Origin of the sequence: Amycolatopsis sp. NPDC057786, from assembly GCF_042797905.1 — a bacterium.
Lineage (GTDB): Bacteria > Actinomycetota > Actinomycetes > Mycobacteriales > Pseudonocardiaceae > Amycolatopsis.
The window spans coordinates 1-22,422 of sequence record NZ_JBHVKW010000086.1 but is presented as its reverse complement, the minus strand read 5'-3'; the positions used below and the strand labels follow the sequence as shown (position 1 = coordinate 22,422).

Below are 22,422 nucleotides of genomic sequence, written 5' to 3'. Positions count from 1 at the left end.
AACGCCGTGAGGAGGTGCCGGGCCGCGGCACCTCCTCACGGGGATCAGTGGCAGGTGTAGGTGGGAGAGGAGTCGATGGTCTTGCCGTCGAGACCGATCAGCTGGGTCGAGAAGGCGTTGTCCGACATGTTCAGCTTGAGCACGCCGTAGGTCGAGATCGCCTTCGCCGTGGCCGGGTGCTCGGTCTTGACCGGGTACAGGCTCGCCCCGCCACCGCCGCCGATGATCTGCACCGGACCCGCCGGGTCCTTGTCTCCGTCGGCGTTCTGCGGATAGAACCGCTCGTAGTGGTGGTCGTGCCCGTTGAGCACCAGATCGACCTTGTTCTGGACCAGGGTCTCCCAGAGCGTGGCCATCTTGCTGTTGTCGCCGTGGTCACCCGAGGTGTACCGCGGGTGGTGGTAGTACGCTGCGACGCAGGGCTTGGTGTTGTTCTTCAGGTCCTGCTTGATCCAGTTCAGCTGCTCGTCGCTGATCGCGTTCGCGGCGAGGCCAGGCGAGAACTCCGTGCTGTCGATGGCGACGAAGTGCCAGTTGCCCATTTCCCAGCTGTAGTAGGTCTTCCCGTTCGGCGTCGCGATCTTGCCGAAGTACTGCTTGTAGGCGCCCAGCGGGGTGTGGTCGTAGGTCTCGTGGTTGCCGGGGACCGGGTGCATGATGTTCTTGTACTTGCCCCAGGTCTTGTCGAAGTACTTCGTGAAGTCCTCGATATGGGCGTCGTCGTACTGGTTGTCGCCCATGGTGATGACCGCGGCCGGGTTCATCTGGCCGACCAGCGCGGCCGTCTTCGGGTGGATGCACGAAGAAGACGAAGCGGTGCACTGCTCGGCGATGTCACCAGAGGCGGCAAGGACGAACGAAGAACCGCCTGCCTGTGTTGTCGCCTGGATCTGATTGCTGGCCGCCGAAGTGTTGCCGGCTGCGTCCTTCGCGCGGACGGTGTAGGTGTACGCGGTGGACGCGCTCAGGCCGCTGTCCGTGTAGGAAGCGCTTTCAGTGGTGCCGACGACCTGGCCGTTGCGCAGCACTTCGTAGCCGCTGACGCCGACGTTGTCCGTCGAGCCGGTCCACGTCAGGTCCACAGTGGACGAAGTGACCGAACCCGCCTTGAGATTCGACGGCGCGGTGGGCGCCTGCGTGTCGCCGGAGGAGTCCGACGTCCCGTAAACCTGCATCTCCCAAAGGGAGTAGCCGTAACTGGTGGCGCGTTTCGTGCCGACGAGGCGCAGGTACCGGCCGCGCGCGGCCAGCCCGGTGAGGTCGTCGGTCCCGCCGTTGCCGTTGGCGACGGACTTGATCGGGGTCCACGCAGAGCCGTCGTTGGAGACTTCCAGCCGGTAAGCGCTGGCGTACGCCGCTTCCCAGTTCAGCTTGACCCGGTTGATGGCCGAGGGGCCGCCGAGGTCGACGCGGATGAACTGCGGGTCCACGCCTTCCGCGCTCGCCCAGCGCGTGGTGCTCTTGCCGTCGACGGCGAGCGGACCACCGTAGGACGAGGACTCCACCGAGGAGACCAGGACGGCTTTGCCTTGGGACAAAAGGACATCGGCGGCTTGGGCGTTGCCGCTGAGCAGCGTCGGCAACAGGATGGCGGCCGCGCCTAGTGGCAGTAGTCGGGTTCGGGCCTTCACATCGATCTCCCCGGGAATCCGTGGCGGCGGGCTGAGAGGGACGGGTGCGCGGCGTTCACTTCGAGTACACTTGTTCGTTTGGTAAGTTTCCTAACGAATGCGTACGGTAATCCGTACCACTCACTGAGTCAAGACGTAGACTCGTCCCATGACCGGCGCATTGATCTTCGACTTCGACGGGACGCTGGTCGACACCGAGGCGGCCGTCCTCGTGGCCTGGCAGGAGACCTTCCGCGCTCGCGGCGGCGAACTCCCCCTCGACGTCTGGCACACCGTGATCGGCACGCAGAACACCGCCGTCGCGATGTTCGAACTGCTGGAGAAGAACGACGAGAACCTGGACCGGGTCGCGGTCCGCACCGGCGTTCGCGCCAGGGTCACCGAGTTGCTGGAGTCGGTGGGGCCTCGGCCCGGAGTCGAGGAATACCTCGAAGACGCGAAGGAACACGGCCTGCGGCTGGCCATCGCGTCCAGTTCGACCGGCGACTGGGTCACCACGCATCTGAACCGGCTGGGCCTCGCGGACGCGTTCGAGGCCGTCCTCACCGGCGACCTCCACCAGGCGAAGCCGAGCCCGGACCTCTACCTTGCCGCGCTCGCCGCGCTGGATCTGCCCGCGGCCGAGGCGATCGCGTTCGAGGACTCACCGCACGGCGTCACCGCGGCGAAGGCGGCCGGACTCGAATGCGTCGCCGTGCCGAACGCGATCACCGCGGTACTGAACTTCGACCACGCCGATCTCGTACTGGGATCACTGGCCGACAAACCACTCGGCGAGCTGCTCAGCCGTTGAGCAGTTCAGCCAGCCGGGCGAGGAACGGACGCTGACCTTTGAGCAGCTTCTCCTCCGCATCGGCCAGCCCGAACCAGGCGACCCTGTCGACCTCCGGGAACTCCTGCGTCCGGCCCGACCGCGGCGGCCACTCCATCTCGAAGGTGCCCGGCACCACCTGAGCGGGGTCGAGGTCGCCTTCCACCGCCCAGACCGTCACGACCTTGCCGCCGGATTGCTTCACGACGCCCAGCGGGAGGTACTCCCCCTCCGGCGCCGGCAACCCCAGCTCCTCCTGGAACTCGCGCCGCGCGGCGGCCTCCGGCGCCTCGTCCGGCTCGTACTCGCCCTTGGGCACCGACCAGCCGCCTGCGTCCTTCTTCGCCCAGAACGGCCCGCCCATATGCCCGAGCAGCACCTCGGTCACCTCGCCCGACCTGCGGAAGAGCAGGATCCCGGCACTCGTCTTACCCGCCATGCCGTCCAGTCTGGCCTTGCGCCGATCGGGTGATGTGACCGGCCCGCGAAAAAAGTTTCCGCCCGGATGTCGATTCGCGTCGGGCCCGTCCGACGCGTTGTCAGAAGCCGCCCGACAGACCCTCCCGGAAGGACCGGAACCATGACGCAGACCATCACCGCCCCCGCCCAGACCAATGCCGCCCCGCGTGCCGCCAAGGCGCAGGGCGCGATCCAGTCCGCCGTCCGGATCGTCGTCTCGTTCCTCTTCCTCTGCCACGGCTTGCAGGGATTCGGATTCTTCGGTGGCGTCGACGGCGCGGGCGGCTCGGTCGAACTCGGTTCCTGGCCCGGCTGGTACGGCAGCGTGATCGAACTCGTCGGCGCCGCCTTCGTGCTGGTCGGCCTGTTCACCCGGCCGGTCGCGGTGCTCCTCTCCGGCGTCATGGCCTACGCCTACTTCACCGTGCACGCACCGGAAGGCCTGCTGCCACTGCAGAACATGGGTGAGCTGTCGACCCTCTACTGCTGGATCTTCCTGCTGATCGCCGCGATCGGCCCTGGCACCTACGCCCTCGACACGCTGCGCCGCCGCCGCTGAACGGAAAACGCGAGGCCCCTTTCCTGGAACCATTCCAGGAAAGGGGCCTTAATCGCGTTTCGGCGTCGTTAAATTCGGACATACCATGGAATTACCCCCCGAAAGAAAGTTCCCTGCCGATGGGGGTATCCGGCATCCTCTATCACATCAATGGTTTAGACCACCTTGAGCCGGAAGGATGCGTCATGACCCAGACAGCCGCCGCCACGACCACGGAGGTCGGCCCGGCCGGTCCCAAGTGGCAGGGACTGGCCCTCTCCGTCGTCCGCGTTGTGGTCTCGTTCCTCTTCCTCTGCCACGGTCTGCAGAAGATGGGCCTGTTCGACAAACCCGCCGTACCGTTCGCCACCTGGCCGGGCTGGTACGCCGGGGTGATCGAAACGGTCGGCTCACTGCTGATCCTGGCGGGCCTGTTCACCCGCCCGGTCGCGGTGCTGCTTTCGGGCACGATGGCGTACGCGTACTTCGTCGTACACCAGCCCGACGCGCTGCTGCCGCTGCAGAACAAGGGCGAGACGGCCGCCCTGTACTCCTGGATCTTCCTGCTGTTCGCGGTGGTCGGCCCGGGCACCTACGCGCTCGACACGCTGCGCCGCCGCCGCAAGTCCTGAAGCTCCGCGAACGTCTCGTAAGTGCTCCCCCGTGCCCGCCGGAGGGGTTGCGAAAGCCACTTTCGCAACGTTGAAGGTTGCGAAAGTGGCTTTCGCAAACGTCCGACTGTGGCACCGACCGCGGCCGGAAGCCACCTGGCCGCCCAAGCCCCACCAACGCTATGAAAGGTCCTTTCCTTGCAAATTTCGCAAGGAAAGGACCTTTCATAGCGTTCAGGAGTGGCGTCAGCGGCCCTGTGGCAACCCGGCGGCCAGATCCGACAGCGCCAGCACGTGCTCCATCAGCACGGTCAGCACCTGCTTCGTCGACTCGCGTTCCCGCGCGTCGCACAGCAGCAGCGGGACGTCCATGCCGACGTCGAGCGCCTGCCGGACCTCCTCGGTGCCGTAGCGGTAGGCGTTGTCGAAGCAGTTGACGGCGACGACGAACGGCAGCCCGCGCCGCTCGAAGAAGTCCACCGCCGCGAAGCAGCTGTCGAGCCGCCGCGTGTCGGCGAGCACGACCGCGCCCAGGGCGCCTTCGGCCAGCTCGTCCCACATGAACCAGAACCGGTCCTGCCCCGGCGTGCCGAACAGGTACAGGATCAGCTCGGGGTTGATGGTGATCCGGCCGAAGTCCAGCGCCACCGTGGTGGTCGTCTTCTTCTCGACACCGGTGAGGTCGTCGACGCCCTCGGACGCCGCGGTGATGACCTCCTCGGTGCGCAGCGGGGGAACCTCGCTGACCGAACCGACCATCGTGGTCTTACCGACCCCGAACCCGCCGGCGATGAGGACCTTGACCGCGTTCGCGGTCAGGGATCGCCGGGGCTCAGAGTTTCCGGATGCCATCAAGAACCGCCTGGAGTACGTGTTTGTTGGGGGTGTCGGTGACCGGGGTCGCGGTGCGGAACAGCACGAGGTTCTGTTCGATGAGGTCGCTCAGCAGCACCTTCACCACCGGCAGCGGCAGGTCTATGCGCGCGGCGACCTCCGCGACGGAAGTCGGTCTCTGGCACAGGTTGAGGATCCGCCCGTACTCCGGCTCGAAGCCCGCGACCTCCTGCGAGGAGCGCATGGCGACCACCAGGGTGATCAGGTCGAGGCCGATCGTGTCCGAGCGGGTGCGCCCGCCCGTGACGGCGTACGACCGGACCAGGGGCCCGGCCTCCTCCTCGAACCACGACTCGTGCCGCCCGCTCATGGCGACGTGGGAGTCGCGGCGCGGGGCGCCGAAGTGAGCACCGCGCCGACCCGTTTGACCATCAGGTTCATCTCGTAGGCCACGAGGCCCATGTCCGCGTCCTCCTTCGCCAGCAGCGCGAGGCACGCACCGCGGCCGGCCGCGGTGACGAACAGGAAGGCGTGGTCCATCTCGACCATGGTCTGGCGGACGTTGCCGCCGCCGAAATGCCGTCCCGTGCCCCGCGCGAGGCTCTGGAACGCCGACGCGACCGCGGACAGGTGCTCGCCGTCCTGCTCCGACAGGTTCCCGGACCGACCGATGAGCAGGCCGTCGGAGGACAGGACTACCGCCCTGTCGGCACCGGCGACACGCTTGACCAGGTCATCCAGCAACCAGTCGAGTTCACTGACTCCCGCGTTGGCCATCTAGTCACGATCTCCGTACATGTCGAGGTCGGTGTAATCGTCGGTCGGTTCGGTGTCCCGCGCGCGGCGCGTGCCCTGCTGGAACGCGGCGAGCCGGTTCCTCGCCAGCTCGGGGGTGTCCTCGCGGACGTCCTCGCGCTGGGCGGCGGGCCGGTCCTCCATCAGCTGGGGAACCAGGTTCGCCTGGCGGCGGCGCTGCGGCAGCGGTGGCCTGCCGGGCGCCTCGGGGCCGGGCCGCCGGGTCTGCGGCGGACGGCCGTCCTGCGGCCGGGTGTCGGCAGGCGGCCACGCCGGTGGCTGCACCGGCTGAGGGCGGCCTTCGGCGCGCACCGGTTCCGGGCGGATCGGCTCGGGCCGCGGTGTCTCCGGCCGGGGCACCCGTGGCGGGCGCGGGGGCAACGGCGGCAACGCGGATCCGGGCTGCTCCGGGGCCTGCTGCTGGGGCTGGGGCGCGACCGGCATCGGCACGGGCAGTTCGGGCCGCTCCGCGGGGATCTCGGTGCGGTGGCGGGCACGACGGCCCGGAAGCAGCGGCGCGGCTTCCGGCACCTCGGTGCTCTCGGGGTCCACCTCGTCCTCCGGCTGATCAGACGGGACCGGCGCGAGCAGGTCGGTGCGGACGAGCACGATGGCCCTGGTGCCGCCGTACGCGGATTCGCGCAGGTGCACGGAGATCCCGTGCCGCGCGGCGAGGCGCGCGACCACGAACAGGCCCAGCCGTGGCTCGGCTGACAGGGCCATGATGCCGAAGTCCGGCGGATCGGCCAACATCGCGTTCAGTTCGGCGGCCTGTTCGGGCTCGATACCGAGGCCCTGGTCCTCGACCTCGATCACGACGCCCTTGCCGACGACGTTGCCCCGCAGCTCGACGCGCGACTGCGGCGGCGAGAAGGACGTCGCGTTGTCGATCAGCTCGGCGAGCAGGTGCACGAGGTCGCCGACGACCGGGCCCTGCACCGCCATCGCGGGCATCTTCGCCGTCTTCACCCTGGCGAAGTCCTCGGTCTCGGCCGAGGCGCCGCGGGTCAGCTCGGCCAGCGTCACCGGCTTGCGCCACTGACGGCCGGGCTGCCCGCCACCGAGGATGATCAGGTTCTCCGCGTTGCGGCGGGCGCGGGTCGAGAGGTGGTCCAGCTGGAAGAGCGTTTCCAGCTGCTCCGGGTCCTCCTGCTTGCGCTCGGCCTGGTCGAGCACCTTGAGCTGGCGGTGCACGATGACCTGGCTGCGGTGCGCGATGTTGAGGAACACCGCCTTGGTGCCCTCACGCGTCTTGGCCTCTTCGACGGCGGCCGCGATGGCGGTCTGCTGCGCCTTGTTGAAGGCCTCGGCCACCTGGCCGATCTCGTCGTCGCCGTGGTCGAGGAAGTGACCCTTGTCGTCGAGGTCGACGGGTTCGCCCGCCCGCACGCGGTCCACCAGTTCGGGCAGCCGGATCTCGGCGACGTCGAGGGTGTCCTCGCGCAGCCGCGCCAGCCTTCCGATGAGCCGGTTCGACAGCCGGAGGGCGATGATGAACACGCCGATCGCCACCAGCAGCGCGATGGCCGCGGCGATGGCCGAGGTGATCAGCGTCCGGTCGGCGTCGTCCACCGCCTGCGTCGTGGCCGTACCACTCTGCTCGACGAAGCCGCGCATCATCGCGTCGCTGACGCCGCGCGCGGCCTGCAGCCACGTCTGCTCGGGGATGGGGAGCGTGGCCTTGCTGTTCTGCAGGAAGGTGTTCTCGACCGTGGTGACGGCCTTCCACGGATCGCTCGCGACGAGCTGGTCGAACTTCGCCTTGACGTCCGGGAGCATCCGCGAGACCGACGACTCCAGCTGCGAGCGATAGGAACCGACCTCGGTCACGTAGGCGCGGTAGGTCTCGTCGGTGAAGCCGCCGCCCGCGACGGCCGCGGCGGCGAGGGCGTTCGCGCGCTGCATCTGGTCGATGGCGGTGAACAACGGGACCGCGGTGATGCGCTGGTAGGCGTTCTCGGCGTTCGGCGCGTCCTGTGCCAGCCCGGTGAGACCCTCGACGAACTGGTCGAGGATCTGGTTGTAGAAGGTGAAGGCGTCCAGCAGCGGGAGCTGGCCGGAGTCGGCCGACTGCCGGATCTGCGGCGCCTTCTGGAGGAGCCCGTTCAGCGTGGCGATATTGCGCTGAACGCTGTCGGGCGAGTCGCCGACGAACTTCTGCAGATGCGCGGCGACGCCCTGGGCGGCGGCGTCGGTCTTGGCGCGCTGCTCGGTGAGCGTGGCGTGCTGCGACCGGTCGCCGGCGAGCTCGCGCAGCGTCAGGCGCCGCTCTTCCTGAACCTGGACGAAGAAGGGGAGAGAGGGGGCTTCCGAGTCACGAATTCGCTGCGCGTAGTCACGACCGTCGACCGCGTCGAAGATCAGGTACCCGCCGATCGCCAGACCGACCAGCATCAGCGCGACGCTCGGAATGAGCGCGATCGTCAGAACGCGCGAACGAATCGAAGAGCCGCGGCCCCGTCGAAGGGAAATCTGCTTCACCGTGGTCCGTTTTCCTTCCGGCAGTTTTGGTGTCGGGTCGCCGGGGATTCCTACCCGCGGGATCCGATAGCCGGATCAACACAGCGTGGTCCGCTCCGCCCGCGAAGACGCTAGGAGACCCAAACGGGTGAGTCAAGTCCAGACGCGAAGGGTAGTCGCGTATGGCCGTGACCAGCTGACGAGAGGCAGGCGGACCTCGAAAGTCCACCACGTGGAGCAGTGCGCCCCGCCAAGTGACTCACCAGTAGGTCACCTGGTGGTTTACCGCAGGCAGCGCCTTGATCGACACTCTTCGGACTCGATCAAGTCACGCCTCGGGGCGTTCGTGTCCGAGCCGAAAAGTCCACGAAAACTACTCGCCGTGACCTCGCTCACGCTTTCGGACCAGCGCTCCACATACCGTTCGGTTTGCGAACGACATCACCGCGGAGGAACGCCGTCGTCACACCCTTCGCGCCACGAAATCGATAATTCCCGCCGCCCATTGCCGATGATTCGGCGAAATGATCTTCATGGCGGACGCCGAGCTCGTCGTCGATGAGCGCGTCGACCCTGCCGGAGGCGTCGCGAAGGATCCGGGCGCCCGCCCAGCACAAGGTCGCCACCCCGCAGATCAGGATCACGACTAGCGCGGTCTCGACCGGATACCTGGCCCCGAATTCATTGAGCAGAAAACCGGAGGCGGCGCCCGACACGGCGACGGCGACATAGGTGAACGACATGATCCCCTCCTTCTCCCGGCGCCGTGGCCCGCGCCTCGCCGGTAAGACGGGCGACGCGGGTTTTCCTTACGCCACAGGGGAAGGATCTACGTCACACGCCCGGCGAGCGAATATCGAGATTAACAGCGGATTCGCGAAAGATCGCGCGTTCTCCCCCGCCGGGGCGAGGTGATCACCTCTTTGCCACGGATTCCGGAATGCGGCTCGACCTTATCGACACCCCCAGTGTCATTCGAAAATGCTCGAAACACCTTGCTCAGCTTCGGAGGTCCCGAAGCGTCGTCACGGCGCGAAGCACCTCGCCGTAGGTCGTGTACAGCGGCGCCAGCCCGAACCTCAGCACGTTGGGCGGCCGGAAGTCGCCGATCACCCCGCGGTCGATCAAGGCGGCCATCGTCTTGGCCGCGTCGTCGTCGACGACCGAGATCTGGTGGCCGCGGTCCACCCCGCGCGGGGTCGGGATCGTCGCGCCGTCGAGGAGTTCGTCCGCGCACCGGAAGAAGAACTCGCCGAGCGCGAGCCCCTTCTGCCTGAGCAGCCCGCGGTCCACGTCGTCCCAGACGTCGAGGGCCGCGTCCAGCGCCAGCAACGAAAGGATGTCCGGTGTGCCCGCGCGGCCTCGCGCGATACCCGCGTCCGCCTCGTACGCGCCCCGCATCGCGAACGGGTCGCGGTCGCCTGCCCAGCCCGCCAGCGGCTGCTCGAACCTGTCCAGCCATTTCGTTGCCACGTAAAGGAAAGCGGGCGCGCCGGGGCCACCGTTGAGGAATTTGTAGGTGCAGCCGACGGCGAGATCCACGCCCGCCGCGTCGAGCTCGACCGGCAACGCGCCGACGCTGTGGCAGAGGTCCCAGAGCGCCAGCGCACCGGCGTGGTGCAGCGCCGCGGTCAGCTCGGCCATGTCGTGGGCCCGCCCGGTGACGTAGTCGACGTGGTTGATCAGCGCGACGGCCGTCCGCTCGCCCACCTGGGCCGGCATGTCCTCGGCGACGACCCGGCGCACCGTGCGCCCGGTCAGCCGGGCGACCTCGTCGGCGATGTAGCCGTCGGTCGGGAAGGTGTCCGCGTCGACGAGGATCTCGTCGCGGCCTGGCTTGAGGCGGGTCGCGGCGACCAGCGCCTTGAACAGGTTCACGCTGGTCGAATCCGCCACGACGAGCTGCCCCGGCCCGGCGCCCACCAGCGGGGCGATCCGTTCGCCGACCCGCACCGGAGCCTCCCACCAGCCCTCCGACCAGGACCGGATGAGCCGCCCGCCCCACTGCTCGCGGACGACCGCGGCGACGCGTTCGGCCACGTGCTTCGGCGGGGCGCCCAGCGAGTTGCCGTCGAAATAGGCGACGTCCGCGTCGAGGTCGAATTCGTTTCGCTTGTGTGCCAAGGGATCGGCCGCGTCCAGCGCAGCGGCCTCGGCTACGAGGTCAGTCACGGCGACCATCGTCGGCGAGAGTGTTCCAGAAGTCCAGCTCGTACGCCTGGAACAGCCGCGCGTGGGTCCGAGCGTCCTTTTCGGACAGATCACCGGTGTCGAGCGCGGCCTGCACCGCCTGGACGGCCAGGTCCTCGAGCTCCGGCGACGGCGTGCCGAAGAAGTCGAAGAAGGCGCACGACTCGTCGTCGAAGCCGTATCGCTCGCGCATCGCGGCGGCGATCGCGGCGCAGTACCGGCCGAAGGCGGCGAAGTTGGCGACGATCGCCACGATGACGTCCGCCGGCTCGCCGTTGAGCGCGAGCCAGGCGACGAACGCCGGGTACGCCTGGCAACCCGCGCGCGGCTCGAAGCCGGGCTGCTCCTCGGCGAGCGCCGCCAGTTTGCCGAGCGCCAGCCCCTCGCCGGAGGCCAAGGCCGTGAAGAACTCCCGTGCCCGCCGCTCGCGGGAACGCGACGCGAGATGGAGGAAACTGCGCCAGTCGCTGCGGACGATCCGGTACTCCTCCGCGGCGATCGCGGCGAAGACCTCACGCGGCGCCTCGCCCGCCTCGACCAACGGGACGAGCCTGTTCTCGTCGTCGCGGGGCGCCAGCTCCGCCTGGACCGCGTCGATCAACTCGCGTGCCGAACCGGTCGTCGTCAAGGCTCCTCCTGGTGCGGGACTGACGCGGTGAAAACGGAAAAGGTGGACATTTCGCGGAGCACGGCCGTGGCCGCGATTCTCTATCCAGCACTGCCGACAGCCCTTACAGTGTGCCTGATCAGGCAGCATCGAGGAGGCCAGCGTTGACCACCCAGCCGACCGTCGCCGAGCAGATCGAAGGCCAGACCATCCCCGCCCTGCTTCACCGCAACGCCCAGGAGTTCGGTGACCTGCCGGCGGTCACTTCACTCGACATCGAGGGCAAGCCGACCCTGACCTGGGCCGAATTCCGCACCGCCATCGCGGAGGTTTCCCGAGGACTCGCCGGCCTCGGGCTCGGCGTCCGCGACCGGATGCTGATCATGGCGCCGAGCAGCCCGGACCACCTGATCGCCGATCTCGCCGCGGCCCATCTCGGCGCGATCCCCTGCACCGCGTACGCGACGCTGAGCCCGGAGCAGATCGGGTTCGTCGCCCGGCACAGCGCCGCCGGCGTCGTCGTCCTCGCCGGCGCCGACGAACTCGGCCGCTGGTCGCAGGTCCTCGACGACCTGCCCGCGCTACGGCACGTCATCCTGCTCGACGCGTCCGCGGTGCCCAAGGACGACAAGCGGTTCCTGTCGTTCGCCGAGCTGCGCGCGGCCGGTGCCGAGGCACACGCGGCCGATCCGCGGGCGTTCGAGACCGCGTGGTCCGCGATCACCCCGGACGATCCGCTGTCGATGATCTACACCTCCGGCACCACCGGCGACCCCAAGGGTGTCGTGCTGTCGCATCGCAACGCGATCTACCAGGCCGTCGCCGTGCAGAAGCTGCACGAGTCCCCGATGCACGCCACGAACATCGCGTACCTGCCGCTCGCGCATATCGCCGAACGCGAGCTGTCGATCTACATGCCGATCGTGTGGGCCGGGCACGTGCACACCGTCGCCGACCCGACGGGCGTCGTCGGCGCGCTCGGCCAGGTGCACCCGAAGAGCTTCTTCGGGGTTCCGCGGGTGTGGGAAAAGATGGTGGCCGGCCTCAAGAACCTGCTCGGCTCGCTGCCGGAGGAGAAGCGGAACGGCCTGATCGCCGCGAACGAACTGCTGCAGCAGGGCTACAAGCTGCGCAGTGACGGCAAGGAGGTACCGGCGGAACTCGCCGAAAAGATCGCGCAGACCGACGCGGCCGTCCTCGCGCCGGTGCGGGCGATGCTGGGGCTCGACCAGATCGAGGTCGCCTCCAGCGGTGCCGCCGCCCTGCCGGTGGAGATCCTGTACTTCATCGCCGGGCTCGGCGTCGAGATCCAGGAGGTCTGGGGGCTGTCCGAGACCACCGGCGCGGTCACCTCGAACACGCCTTCGGCGTTCAAGGCCGGTTCGGTCGGCCGCCCGCTGGAAGGTATCGAGGTGAAGGTCGCCGAGGACGGCGAACTCCTCGTCCGCGGCGCGATCGTGTTCCTCGGCTACCTGCAGGCGGACGGCACGATCAAACCGGACGTCGACGCCGACGGCTGGCTCGCCACCGGCGACATCGGGACGATCGACGAACGCGGTTTCGTCACGATCACCGACCGCAAGAAGGAACTGATCATCACTTCGAGCGGCAAGAACATCGCCCCGACGAAGATCGAAGGTCTCCTGAAGGAACACCCGCTGATCGGGCAGGCCGTCGCCATCGGTGAGAAACGGCCGTACGTCACGGCGCTGATCGTCATCGACGACGAGATCGCGCCGGGCTGGGCGACCGCGAACGGCATCCAGCTCGCGGAAGGCGAATCGCTCGCCGACAACGCGGAGGTCCGCGCGGAGATCGAGAAGGCCGTCGAGGCGGCGAACGCGCGGCTGGCCAGGATCGAGCAGATCAAGCGGTACCACGTCATCCCCAAGGCGTGGACGCCGGAAACCGGCGAGGTGACTCCGACTCTGAAACTGAAGCGGCGGATCATCAACGACCGGTACGCGCCGACCATCGCGGACCTGTACGCGGCCGCACCCGAACCCGCCCCGGCCGCCGGTTCCTGAGCCGTAACACTCGTGATTGGGGGCGTAACTCGCGTGTCTGGATGCGTAACACGCGAGTTCCGTCTCCAATCACGTGAGTTACGTCTTCAAGCACGCGAGTTCCGTCTTCGAGCACGGGACGAAAGGAGTCGCGACCGGCAAGGGGCCGCTGCTAACTTGCCGCCGTGGATCTCTTCTCCCGCTCTTGGGCGGCGCTCCTCGCCACCGTCGCCGAAACCCCCGACGAAGACTTCGCCAAGCCGTCCGGCTGCGCAGGCTGGCTGGTGCGGGACCTGGTGTGTCACCTGGTGATCGACGCCCAGGACGTCCTGATCACCCTCGCCACTCCCGCCGAGACGGAACCCACGCGCGACGCGGTCACCTACTGGGAGGTCGCCGAGAAGCCGCCCACCGGCGAGGACGACCTCGACGCGCTGATCGTGCGCCTCGCCGCCGCCTACCAGGAGCCGCGGCTGCTCAAGTTCCACCTCGACGACGTCGGCTCCGCCGCGGGCCGGGCCGCCGGCCTCGCCGACCCGGCGACGCGGGTCGCCACCCGCGACATCGTCCTGACCGCGGGTGACTTCCTCGCCGCGTACGTCCTGGAGTGGACGCTGCACCACCTCGACCTGGTCGCGTATCTCCCGCACCTCGACGGCCCCGCCGCCGACAGCCTCGCCAGGACACGGCAGATCCTGGAGCAGCGCACCGGCGAAACGTTCCCGGCTTCGTTCTCCGACACGGACGCGCTGCTGGTCGGCACCGGCCGCCGTCAGCCGACGGACGCCGAGAAGGCCGAACTCGGCGACCTTGCCGCGAAGCTGCCGTTCGTAGTGGGTTAAGCCGGACGACACGGCCGTGTCGTCCGTCTGATCACGCGTGTCGTCCGTCTGATCACGCGAGTCACGCCGTCCGGGTCGACTCCGTCCACTTGCGCAGCCGGGGCGGGACACGCTTTTCGAGGCCATAGTTCTCCAGGTGCGCGCTGAAGACCTCGTCGAAGGCGCGCTGCACGGTCTCGGTGTCCCACACCGGCCGCTCGAGGATGGGCTGCTTCAGAAACGGCTGCCCCATGACGTGCAGCTGCGGCCCGTTGCAGCGGATCATCTGCCCGGTGATCCCGTCGGAGCCGGGGCCGAGCAGGTAGAGCACGACGGGCGCGATCCGCGACGGCGTCCGGTCCGGCGGGCAGGCCCGCAGCGACCGTTCGGACTTCCACACCATCCGGGTGTGCGCGAGCGGGCAGACCGCGTTCACCCGGATCCCGCTCTCCTCCAGGTCGAGTGCCCACGAGTAGGTGAGCGAAGCGACGGCGCCCTTACTGGCGGCGTACACGCCGAGTTTGCGCTGCCCGAGCGACGCCCCCGAAGAGATGTTGACGATCGAACCCGGCTTGCCCCGCGCCACCATCGCCTTGATCGCGGCGAGCCCGGTGTACATGACGCCGAGGACGTTCACCTCGACCAGTTCGCGAGCCTGCTCGACGTCGTCCTCCCACGGCAGCGCCTCGTAGTTCAGGCCGGCGTTGTTGACCAGCCCGTCGATCGCGCCGAACTCGGCGAGGCACAGGTCGACGATCTCCTGTGCCTGCTTCGGATCCGCGACGCTGTGCCCGCTGGCGACCGCCCTGCCCCCGAACCGGCGGATGTTCTCCGTCGTCCGTTCGGCCAGTTCGGCGTCGATGTCGTTGACCACGACGGCCCCGCCCGCCCTCGCGACGTGCACCGCGAACGCCTCGCCGAGGCCTCGACCCGCCCCGGTCACGACGACGGCCCTGTCGTCGAGCAAACCGTTCATCGCCTTCACCCCTTTGACCCAGCCGGCCTCCACCTCCAGGCCGGTCTCTACTCAGTGTTGACCCATTCGGCCCAGCCGGAACGCCGACGGCGGCGAACGGCGGCCCGGCTGCGCCGAGCGAGGGCGGGGCGATAGGCGCGCAGATACCCGCGGGCGAGTCAGACCGACGTCACCCACCGGTCGGACGGCGTAGCCCGATCAGCTCAAGAGGCGAAGGATTCACCGGTCTTCTGTTCGTCTCCCTGTAGCCGGAGGCATACTGAACGTTGTCCGGCGGGACGAAAACTGTGACTCCCTCGTCGACCGCGTAACACGGCAGGCAAGAATGCGAGGGACGTAAGTTCACCCGATCGGGGGGAGGTGGTCACGCAGTGAAGACGAACGCGGCGCCGCGGATGACCGCCGCCCTGGCGAACCGCGAGTTCCGCGCACTCTGGCTCGCCGAGGTGCAGTCCCTCATCGGGGACCAGCTCACCATCGTCGCGCTGGCGATCCTCGTCTACGAGCGGACAGGCTCCGCACTGCTTTCCGCGGTGGTCTACTCCCTCACCTTCCTGCCCGCGCTGGCCGGCGGTCTCGGCCTCTCCCAGCTGGCCGACCGCTACCCGAGGCGCACCGTCCTCGTCGTCTCCTCCCTGATCCAAGGTGTGCTGATCGCGATCATGGCGATCCCCGGAACCCCGCTCGCGCTGCTGTGCGGGCTGGTAGTCCTGGCACGGCTCGTGAACGCACCCGGCAACGCGGCGCAGAACGCACTGACCCGCGAGGTGTTCACCGACGACGACCTCTATCTCAAGAGCCAGGACATCAGGGGGATCTCGACCAACACCGCCATGCTGCTCGGCCTGGCGGGCGGCGGCCTGCTGGTGTCGCAGGTCGGGGCGAGCTGGGCGCTGGCGCTCGACGCCGCGACGTTCCTGCTGAGCGCGGCCGTGGTCCGTTTCTCGGTCTCCCGGCGGGCGGCGGCGTCCGACGGCAACGGCAGCTGGTTCGGCGCGGTGAGGCAGGTTTTCGGCAACCGTCACCTGCGGGTGCTGGTCTGGTTCTCGTGGCTGGTCGGCCTGGCCGTCGTCCCCGAAGGGCTCGCCGCGCCGCTCGCCGTGGAGATGGGCGTGGGGAAACAGGCCGTCGGCTGGCTGCTGGCCGCCGATCCGCTGGGCTTCGTCATCGGGGCGTTCCTGCTGTCCCGGTTCGTCTCGGCGGAACAACGACGGAAGCTGCTCGGCGTGCTGGCGGCACTACCGATGGTCGCCCTGATCGCCTTCGTGCTCGAACCCGGGCTGATCCCGGCGTTGCTCCTGCTGGCGGCGGCGGGTGCCGCGGGGGCGTACCTGATCACGGTGAGCGCCACGTTCATCACGTGGGTCCCGAACGAACTCAGGGGCGGTGCGGGTGGGGTGTACCGCACGGGGTTGCGGGTGGCTCAAGGAATAGGGGCGGGACTCGGCGGGCTCGCCGCCGATCGGCTCGGGTCGGCGAACTCGGCCATCGCGCTGGCGGGCGTGGTCGGCCTGCTGCTGGCCGTACTGGTCGCACTCAGCTGGGGACACATCAACGGATCCAGCCCGGAACCGCTGCTGTCATGAGGAATCCACACTGGACGACCCCTGGGGCGGCACGGCCGCCCGGCGGGTTCGTACGCGGAAATCTCGACACGACACTGCTTCGGCACCTCAGTGAAAAGAAACGGCTTCGGATCAGAAGTCACGGCTCGACACGGTCACACACCTCCCGGTCACCTCGTTGCTGCGAACTAATACCTTGCCAGGGCTCAGAAGTCACGACTGGACACTATCCGTCACCCCTTCCGCGTCACGTCTCGAAAAACATTCAGTTGCCAAGATCAGAAATCACGGGACACGATTGGCACCTCCGGTCCGTGTTCGCGGGCACCCTTGCCGGTGTCGAACAACCGATGCGATGGGATGATACCGGCCGTGGAATACGAACGGTGTATCAGTCGGTACCGGTGAGATTACTCAGCCGTGCCGTCCGCGCGGAAAAGAGGTAGCAATTGCCAGCCGAGACCGGTGACCGCCGCCAGCACGGTGACGGCACCGGCGACCTTGACGACGCGACGGCGACACCCGCCGCCCAGAGCGGCGAACCGGTGACCGAACGCGGGCGGGCGAGCCCGGAAGGTGACCAGGCCGGGCCGCCGGAACGCCACCCCTACGATCCCAGGGCGTGGGCGCTGTGGCAGCGGCCGAAGCGATTCATCGCGTTCCTTTTCGCGATGGAGGCCATCGGAATCGCGATCATGGTCGTCGCGACGATGAATTCCGCGAATCCGGGGAGAATCGACTGGGTTCGTTTCGCGATTCTCGCGGTCGGCGCGACGGCGCATATTCAGCTCACCCAGCGCCAAGAGGAAAGGCGTCGCGACCGGAGCCGCACGGTCCTCATCGACCTCACCGCCGTATGGACATTTCCGGCCGCGGTGATCCTGCCGCTTTCACTCACGCTTTCCATCATCGCGATCGTCCGGATCCAGCATTGGTTCATCGCCCGCCGCCCCGCGCACAACTTCGTTTTCTCGTCGGTCACCCACGGCGTTTCGGTGACACTGGCGTCACTCACCTTCGCCGCGTTCGGGCCGCATGAATGGGGCCGGATCTCCGGCTGGGACACCCTCGGCGAGTTCGGCGTCCTGATCGTCACCGGAATGGTGTTCGAAGCGGTGCAGATCGCCTACATCGGCGGCATCCTCGCGCTCGGCTCACCGAAGCGGCCGTCGATCTCCACCGTGCTCGGCAACGCGGCGGACAACCTGCTGGAGGCCATCACGATCGGCCTCGGCGCGGTCACCGCGGTGCTGCTGTTGATCATGCCACCGATGGTGATCGTGATGGCCGTGGTGACGGTGGTGTTCAATCGCCTCGCCGAGATCGACCAACTGCAAAACGACGCGCGGACGGACCCGAAAACCGGTGTTCTCAACATGCGCGGATGGTCGGAGTCGGCCGATCGGGCACTCGGCAGGACTGCCCGATCGGACGACAGCCTGGCACTTCTGATGATTGATCTCGATCACTTCAAGTGGATTAACGACACATATGGACATCCGGCGGGCGACGACGTCCTCCGCGATGTGGCCCGGAAATTGGACGAGGTCACCCGGCCCGCCGACGTCATCGGCCGGTTCGGCGGCGAGGAATTCCTCGTACTCCTGCCGGATATCGACGAAACGTCGGCCAAACTCGCCGCCGAGCGAGTGCGCAGTGCTATCGCCGAACTGCATATAGTGACTACCGACAAAAGGGGCAGCCGGGTGACCATCTCGGGCCGCACCACCTCGATCGGGGCGGCTCTGTTCCCTCGTCACGGTGAATCCCTGGAGGAACTCCTGCACGCCTCCGACGCCGCCGTCTACGTGGCCAAGGAGAACGGCCGGAACCAGGTGCGCTTCGCCCAGGACGTGGATCGGCCCACCCCGCCGCCGCCCACCGCCGAGGGCTGAAAGCGTCCTTCACCTCATTCCACGTGGTGAAAGCGCCCTTCGCCGCGCCGCATGCGGGGAAAGCGTCCTTCAGCCCCTGGTCACCCATCCGGGGGCGACTCGGGGGTTATCCGGATGTCGGCCTTGATCGGCGGATGGCACCCTGGACGCCATGCCAGCGACAGCCGAAGCCGCCGCTCGTCCTGCCCGGATCCGGCGGCCGTGGTCGACTTCGGGCTGGTTGCTGCTGGTCACCGTGCTGGTCTTCGGCTTCGGGCTGATCGCGTCACGGCCGGCCTCGCCGCCGGACCAGGGCCCACCGACGGGTGACATCCTCGCCGCGCAGAACGCGGTCGACGCGCTGGTGCGGCCGGGCCCGGTCGAGAACGCGATCGCCGAACTGCCTGCCGACTTCACCGCGGTCAGCGGGATCACCCCCGGCGTGATGACGGCACGCGACGGCACCGTGCGCGCCGTCCACACCGACGGCGGGTGCTCGGCGCCCTGGGGCGACGACAACACCAAGTGGGACTACGCGGTCCCCTGCAAGGCGCACGACCTGGGTTACGACATCCTCCGCTACGCCGAACGCAAGGGGCACCCGCTCGGGCAGGAGGCCAGGGCTTCGCTCGACGACCGGCTCTCGGCGGACATGCACAACGCCTGCGTCCTCAACCCGATGGACTCACGCGGCACCTGCGACGTCGTCGCCTCCCTCTATACCGCCGGTCTCGTGCTCAACTCCTGGCATCAGCGCTGGGGGCCGCCGGTCGGCGACCCGCTCGGCCCGATGATCGCCGGCGTGCTGGTGATCGGCGCGCTGCTGGTGTTCCGGCTGCGCGGCTGGGTCCGCAACCGCCGCGCCGCCGTCACGCTCCCGGCCGAGCCACGGCCGGTCGTCCCGGTCGGGCGGTGGGCGTTGCTCGGGGTCACCAGTGTCGTCCTGATGCTGCTCGGCGAATCCGCCGTCGCGCTCGCTCACTGGGCGGGGGCGCCGGAGCGGTCGTTGTGGCCGTTCACCTGGCTCGCCCAGCTCTGTCCGCTCATCTTCTTCGCGATCGGCCGGATCAACGAAGCGGGCTGGCGGTCGATCCGCGCGACCGGCGGCCGCTACCCGCAGTACCTCGCCGACCGCGCGAGCCCGTTGCTGCGCCCGGCGCTGATCTTCGCCGTCGTCGCGCTGGTCGTCCCCCTCGCGCTGGAGGTGCTGGGGATCCCGACGGGCACGAACGCCACCGTCATGCGGATCGCGCTGCATCCGCTCTGGCTGCTCGGTGTCTTCCTGCTGACCGTCGTCCTCGCGCCGGCGCTGCTGACGCTGTACCGCCGGACGCGGAGCGCCTCCGTCGCCGGGTTGCTGGCCTTGACCTTGGCGAGCGAGGCCGCCGCGCAGTGGTCCGGTTCGGCCGTCCCGCGCTACGCGGAGACGTTGTTCCTCGCTCTGTTCGTCCAGCAACTGGCGTTCGCCCACGCCGACGGTGTCCGCCTGCCGCGCGCCGCCCTCGTGGCGACGGCGTTCACCGGCGCCGCCGGGCTGGGTCTCGCGGTCGCCGTCCGCGGCGAAGGGCCGATGCTGCTCGGCGGGCCCGGCGCCCCGGCCGCGCTGTCGGGTCCGCCGTGGGGAGTGCTCTTGCTCGGCCTGGTGCAGCTCGCGCTCCTCGGCCTGCTCGCGCGGCCACTGGCCCGGCTCGGCGGCCGTTCCGTGGTCGCCGACACCGCCCGGTTCGTGCTGCGCGCCCCGATGAGCCTGTACCTCGGCTTCCTGTCCGCGATGCTGCTGCTCGTGGCGGTCGTCTACCTGCCGGGGCCGTTCGTGGACGGGCTCAGCTGGCTGGCGCGCCCGAAGGTCCTGCTCGCGATGGCGCTGCTGGCCGTGCCCGCCGTGCTCGTCTTCTGGTGGTTCGAGCGGCATTCGGGGCCGCAACAGCGGACGGTCGGCGAGCCGGGCCTGCGGGCCATGGTCTTCTGCCGCGCGGCGGCCACGGTCGGCATGGCATACGCGATGCTCGGCGTGTTCGGGTTCGCCCTCACCCGCTTCGGTGGCGCCTCCGCCGACGCCGACCTCCTCGGGATCCGGTTCGGCCCGGTCCAGAGCCTGGTCAACCTGCTGCTCGGGGTGTACCTGCTGCACACCGTGCGGAACGGCACCAGCCGGATGACCGGGACCTGGCTCGTGTGCGCGGTCGCGTGCGCGCCGCCGCTGATGACCGCGCTCGACGGGAAGCAGGTGAGCGCAGCTTCCGTCGCGCTGCCGGTCGCGACGATCGTCGTCGCGATGCTCGCGGCGGCCGCCACGCTGGTCCCCGCCCGCGCGGCCCGGCGTGTCCTGCCCTGATCCAGACGGCACTGACCAGGCGTTTTCCGTACCATCAAGAGGAAACCGGTGGTGCGTGCCACATCTTCGGGGGGATGTGTAATCCTGCGACAACCCGCAACAGGCACCATGCGTCCCTTGAAGAGACCGTCGAACCGGTAACGACCAGAAGGAGCAGACCGCGTGGAGTACCCGCCTCGGAATGGGTATGGGGATCGACGTCCCGCCCGCCCTAGGCAGGACGCGCCCGGACGCGTTCCTTCCCGACCGGCCCCGCCCCGTGGAGCCCGCCCGGCGCCCGCCCGTCAGGCCGCGGGCATGCCGCCCCGGCGCCCGGCCCCGCGGCGGCGGTCGTTCCGCGGCCCCAAGATCGCTCTCGGGCTGGTCTCGCTGCTGGTGATGGGCCTGACCGGGTACGCGTGGGCCGCGATGGACGGCCTGACCTTCGCGAACGTCGGCATCGGCGCGGACGAAGGCGAGAAGCCCGCCGACGGCGCCCGCGACATCCTGCTCGTCGGCCTCGACAGCCGCACGGACGCGCAGGGCAACCCGCTGTCCAAGGAAGTACTGGCCCAGCTGCGCGCCGGGCAGGCGGACGGCGAGCTGAACACCGACTCGCTGATCTTCGTGCACATCCCGAACGACGGCTCGAAGGCCGTCGCGATCTCGCTGCCGCGCGACTCCTACGTCGACATCCCCGGCGGCTACGGGAAACACAAGATCAACTCGGCTTATGCCCGCGCGATGCTCGACGAGCGCAAGAAGCAGCAGGAGAACGGCGTCTCCGACCCGAAGGAACTCGACCAGAAGGCCAACGAGGCCGGGGCGAAGACCCTGATCAAGACGGTCGAGCAGCTGACCGGTTCGACCATCGACAACTACGCCGCGATCAACCTGCTGGGCTTCAGCGAGATCACGCAGGCCATCGGCGGGGTCGACGTCTGCCTGAACAACGACGTCAACGACCAGTTCTCCGGGGCGAAGTTCACCAAGGGCCCGCACACCATCTCCGGTGTCGAGGCGCTCGGCTTCGTCCGGCAGCGGCACGGGCTGCCGCGCGGCGACCTCGACCGCGTCGTCCGGCAGCAGGTGTTCATGGCCGGGATGGCGCGGAAGGTGCTGTCGGCGGGCACGCTCGCGAACCCCGGCAAGCTCAACGACCTGATCACGGCCATCAAGAAGTCGGTCGTGCTCAACCAGAACTGGGACGTCTTCGGCTTCGCGCAGCAGATGAAGAGCCTCACCGGCGGTCAGCTCGAGTTCCGGACGATCCCGATCGTCAACATCGAGTACAAGACCCCGAACGACGGCGTCGCCATCCAGGTCGACCCGAAGCAGGTGAAGAACTTCGTCCAGGGGCTCGCGGGCCCGCAGCCGGGCGAACAGCAGCAGGCGCCGCCCGCCGAGTCGCCCAACAAGGCGACCACGGTCGACGTCCGCAACTCGACGAACCGGGACGGGTTGGCCTCGTCGGTGCTGAAGCAGCTCGTCGACAAGGGCTTCACCGCGGGCGACACGGCCACGGCGAGCGCTCGCAAGAAGACGGTGGTCTGGGTCGCCAAGGGCGAGAAGGCGAAGGGCCAGGCGGTCGCCGACGCGCTCGGCGGCAACCCGACCGTCCAGGAGGACAAGAGCGTCGAGGCCGGGCACGTGATGGTCTTCCTCGGCTCGGACTTCAAGGCGCCGAGCGGCGCCGAAGGCTCCGGCTCCTCGCAGAACGCCGCCGGCTCGTCGGCCGCCGCGCCCCCGCCCGAGCAGTCCGACGAGAAGCCGATCACCGCCGAAGGCGTGCCCTGCGTCAACTGACGCGCCTGCCAGGTGTTGCGAAAGCCACATTCGCAACGTTGAAGGTTGCGAAAGTGGCTTTCGCAAACGCCGGATGATCCCTGAAGGCCACCCAAAAGGGCCCTCCACCCGGCTTTCCTTCACC

The 22,422-nt window shown here is 68.6% G+C and carries 19 protein-coding genes; 9 read left to right on the top strand and 10 right to left on the bottom strand.

Going from position 1 to position 22,422, the window contains the following annotated elements:
• Positions 1–44: 44 nt before the first annotated feature.
• Positions 45–1,631 (bottom strand): discoidin domain-containing protein, encoded by a 1,587-nt coding sequence (locus tag ACFVM3_RS32135; RefSeq protein ID WP_378443680.1) that lies wholly within the window; start codon positions 1,629–1,631, stop codon positions 45–47.
• A 148-nt stretch (positions 1,632–1,779) separates the two neighbouring features.
• On the opposite strand from ACFVM3_RS32135, the gene ACFVM3_RS32130 reads away from it, so the two are divergent.
• A complete protein-coding gene (locus ACFVM3_RS32130) occupies positions 1,780–2,424 on the top strand; it encodes an HAD family hydrolase (protein WP_378443679.1) in 645 nt (214 codons plus the stop codon).
• On the opposite strand, the gene ACFVM3_RS32125 is transcribed toward ACFVM3_RS32130, so the two are convergent.
• Positions 2,414–2,881 carry an NUDIX domain-containing protein gene (locus ACFVM3_RS32125; protein WP_378443678.1) on the bottom strand — a complete coding sequence of 156 codons (468 nt, stop codon included), beginning with the start codon at positions 2,879–2,881 and terminating at the stop codon, positions 2,414–2,416. The two genes, ACFVM3_RS32130 and ACFVM3_RS32125, sit on opposite strands and share 11 nt — an antisense overlap.
• 141 nt (positions 2,882–3,022) lie before the next feature.
• Between ACFVM3_RS32125 and ACFVM3_RS32120 the strand changes: the two genes are divergently transcribed.
• Both ACFVM3_RS32120 and ACFVM3_RS32115 read left to right on the top strand, forming a co-directional pair.
• Positions 3,023–3,460 (top strand): DoxX family protein, encoded by a 438-nt coding sequence (locus ACFVM3_RS32120; RefSeq protein WP_378443677.1) that lies wholly within the window; start codon positions 3,023–3,025, stop codon positions 3,458–3,460.
• Positions 3,461–3,645: 185 nt separating this feature from the next.
• Entirely contained in the window at positions 3,646–4,071 is a 426-nt protein-coding gene (locus ACFVM3_RS32115) for a DoxX family protein (RefSeq protein ID WP_378443676.1), read from the top strand.
• Between the two features lie 225 nt (positions 4,072–4,296).
• On the opposite strand, the gene ACFVM3_RS32110 is transcribed toward ACFVM3_RS32115, so the two are convergent.
• From ACFVM3_RS32110 to ACFVM3_RS32080, 7 genes are all read right to left on the bottom strand, one after another.
• Positions 4,297–4,902, bottom strand: coding sequence for an ATP/GTP-binding protein (locus tag ACFVM3_RS32110; protein ID WP_026466899.1), 606 nt, complete (start codon positions 4,900–4,902; stop codon positions 4,297–4,299).
• Positions 4,883–5,254: a DUF742 domain-containing protein gene (locus tag ACFVM3_RS32105; RefSeq protein WP_034315285.1), complete on the bottom strand. Its 372-nt coding sequence runs from the start codon at positions 5,252–5,254 to the stop codon at positions 4,883–4,885. Before ACFVM3_RS32105 ends, ACFVM3_RS32110 begins: the two co-directional genes overlap by 20 nt.
• Entirely contained in the window at positions 5,251–5,661 is a 411-nt protein-coding gene (locus ACFVM3_RS32100) for a roadblock/LC7 domain-containing protein (RefSeq protein ID WP_016336740.1), read from the bottom strand. The genes ACFVM3_RS32105 and ACFVM3_RS32100 overlap by 4 nt, the downstream gene beginning before the upstream one ends.
• Positions 5,662–8,160: a nitrate- and nitrite sensing domain-containing protein gene (locus tag ACFVM3_RS32095; protein WP_378443675.1), complete on the bottom strand. Its 2,499-nt coding sequence runs from the start codon at positions 8,158–8,160 to the stop codon at positions 5,662–5,664. It abuts the gene before it with no gap.
• Positions 8,161–8,531: 371 nt separating this feature from the next.
• Positions 8,532–8,882, bottom strand: a complete 351-nt coding sequence (locus ACFVM3_RS32090; protein ID WP_378443674.1) for a hypothetical protein — start codon at positions 8,880–8,882, stop codon at positions 8,532–8,534.
• Positions 8,883–9,138: 256 nt separating this feature from the next.
• On the bottom strand, positions 9,139–10,320 hold the full coding sequence (locus ACFVM3_RS32085) for a kynureninase (RefSeq protein ID WP_378443673.1): 1,182 nt from the start codon (positions 10,318–10,320) through the stop codon (positions 9,139–9,141).
• Complete coding sequence (locus ACFVM3_RS32080) at positions 10,304–10,957, bottom strand: transcriptional regulator (RefSeq protein WP_378443672.1); 654 nt, start codon at positions 10,955–10,957, stop codon at positions 10,304–10,306. Before ACFVM3_RS32080 ends, ACFVM3_RS32085 begins: the two co-directional genes overlap by 17 nt.
• A 143-nt stretch (positions 10,958–11,100) precedes the next feature.
• Here ACFVM3_RS32080 and ACFVM3_RS32075 point away from each other — a divergent pair, with 143 nt between their 5' ends.
• Together ACFVM3_RS32075 and ACFVM3_RS32070 are read left to right on the top strand one after the other, a co-directional pair.
• Positions 11,101–12,963, top strand: coding sequence for an AMP-dependent synthetase/ligase (locus tag ACFVM3_RS32075; protein WP_378443671.1), 1,863 nt, complete (start codon positions 11,101–11,103; stop codon positions 12,961–12,963).
• A gap of 164 nt (positions 12,964–13,127) precedes the next feature.
• Positions 13,128–13,784, top strand: a complete 657-nt coding sequence (locus tag ACFVM3_RS32070) for a maleylpyruvate isomerase N-terminal domain-containing protein (protein ID WP_378443670.1) — start codon at positions 13,128–13,130, stop codon at positions 13,782–13,784.
• Between the two features lie 61 nt (positions 13,785–13,845).
• Here ACFVM3_RS32070 and ACFVM3_RS32065 read toward each other — a convergent pair whose 3' ends face one another.
• Positions 13,846–14,739 (bottom strand): SDR family NAD(P)-dependent oxidoreductase, encoded by an 894-nt coding sequence (locus ACFVM3_RS32065; RefSeq protein WP_378443669.1) that lies wholly within the window; start codon positions 14,737–14,739, stop codon positions 13,846–13,848.
• Positions 14,740–15,110: 371 nt separating this feature from the next.
• Between ACFVM3_RS32065 and ACFVM3_RS32060 the strand changes: the two genes are divergently transcribed.
• From ACFVM3_RS32060 to ACFVM3_RS32045, 4 genes are all read left to right on the top strand, one after another.
• On the top strand, positions 15,111–16,325 hold the full coding sequence (locus tag ACFVM3_RS32060) for an MFS transporter (protein ID WP_378443668.1): 1,215 nt from the start codon (positions 15,111–15,113) through the stop codon (positions 16,323–16,325).
• A gap of 428 nt (positions 16,326–16,753) precedes the next feature.
• Positions 16,754–18,199 carry a GGDEF domain-containing protein gene (locus ACFVM3_RS32055; protein WP_378443667.1) on the top strand — a complete coding sequence of 482 codons (1,446 nt, stop codon included), beginning with the start codon at positions 16,754–16,756 and terminating at the stop codon, positions 18,197–18,199.
• 151 nt (positions 18,200–18,350) lie between these two features.
• A complete protein-coding gene (locus ACFVM3_RS32050) occupies positions 18,351–20,513 on the top strand; it encodes a phospholipase A2 (RefSeq protein WP_378443666.1) in 2,163 nt (720 codons plus the stop codon).
• A gap of 378 nt (positions 20,514–20,891) precedes the next feature.
• Positions 20,892–22,298, top strand: a complete 1,407-nt coding sequence (locus ACFVM3_RS32045; protein ID WP_378443694.1) for an LCP family protein — start codon at positions 20,892–20,894, stop codon at positions 22,296–22,298.
• The last annotated feature ends 124 nt before the right edge of the window (positions 22,299–22,422 follow it).

Coding starts and splice junctions, on each gene's coding strand:
- ACFVM3_RS32130 (WP_378443679.1), top strand. CDS start 1,780: ATGACCGGCGCATTGATCTTCGACTTCGACGGGACGCTGGTCGACACC.
- ACFVM3_RS32125 (WP_378443678.1), bottom strand. CDS start 2,881: ATGGCGGGTAAGACGAGTGCCGGGATCCTGCTCTTCCGCAGGTCGGGC.
- ACFVM3_RS32120 (WP_378443677.1), top strand. CDS start 3,023: ATGACGCAGACCATCACCGCCCCCGCCCAGACCAATGCCGCCCCGCGT.
- ACFVM3_RS32115 (WP_378443676.1), top strand. CDS start 3,646: ATGACCCAGACAGCCGCCGCCACGACCACGGAGGTCGGCCCGGCCGGT.
- ACFVM3_RS32110 (WP_026466899.1), bottom strand. CDS start 4,902: ATGGCATCCGGAAACTCTGAGCCCCGGCGATCCCTGACCGCGAACGCG.
- ACFVM3_RS32105 (WP_034315285.1), bottom strand. CDS start 5,254: ATGAGCGGGCGGCACGAGTCGTGGTTCGAGGAGGAGGCCGGGCCCCTG.
- ACFVM3_RS32100 (WP_016336740.1), bottom strand. CDS start 5,661: ATGGCCAACGCGGGAGTCAGTGAACTCGACTGGTTGCTGGATGACCTG.
- ACFVM3_RS32090 (WP_378443674.1), bottom strand. CDS start 8,882: ATGTCGTTCACCTATGTCGCCGTCGCCGTGTCGGGCGCCGCCTCCGGT.
- ACFVM3_RS32085 (WP_378443673.1), bottom strand. CDS start 10,320: ATGGTCGCCGTGACTGACCTCGTAGCCGAGGCCGCTGCGCTGGACGCG.
- ACFVM3_RS32065 (WP_378443669.1), bottom strand. CDS start 14,739: ATGAACGGTTTGCTCGACGACAGGGCCGTCGTCGTGACCGGGGCGGGT.
- ACFVM3_RS32050 (WP_378443666.1), top strand. CDS start 18,351: ATGCCAGCGACAGCCGAAGCCGCCGCTCGTCCTGCCCGGATCCGGCGG.
- ACFVM3_RS32045 (WP_378443694.1), top strand. CDS start 20,892: ATGGGCCTGACCGGGTACGCGTGGGCCGCGATGGACGGCCTGACCTTC.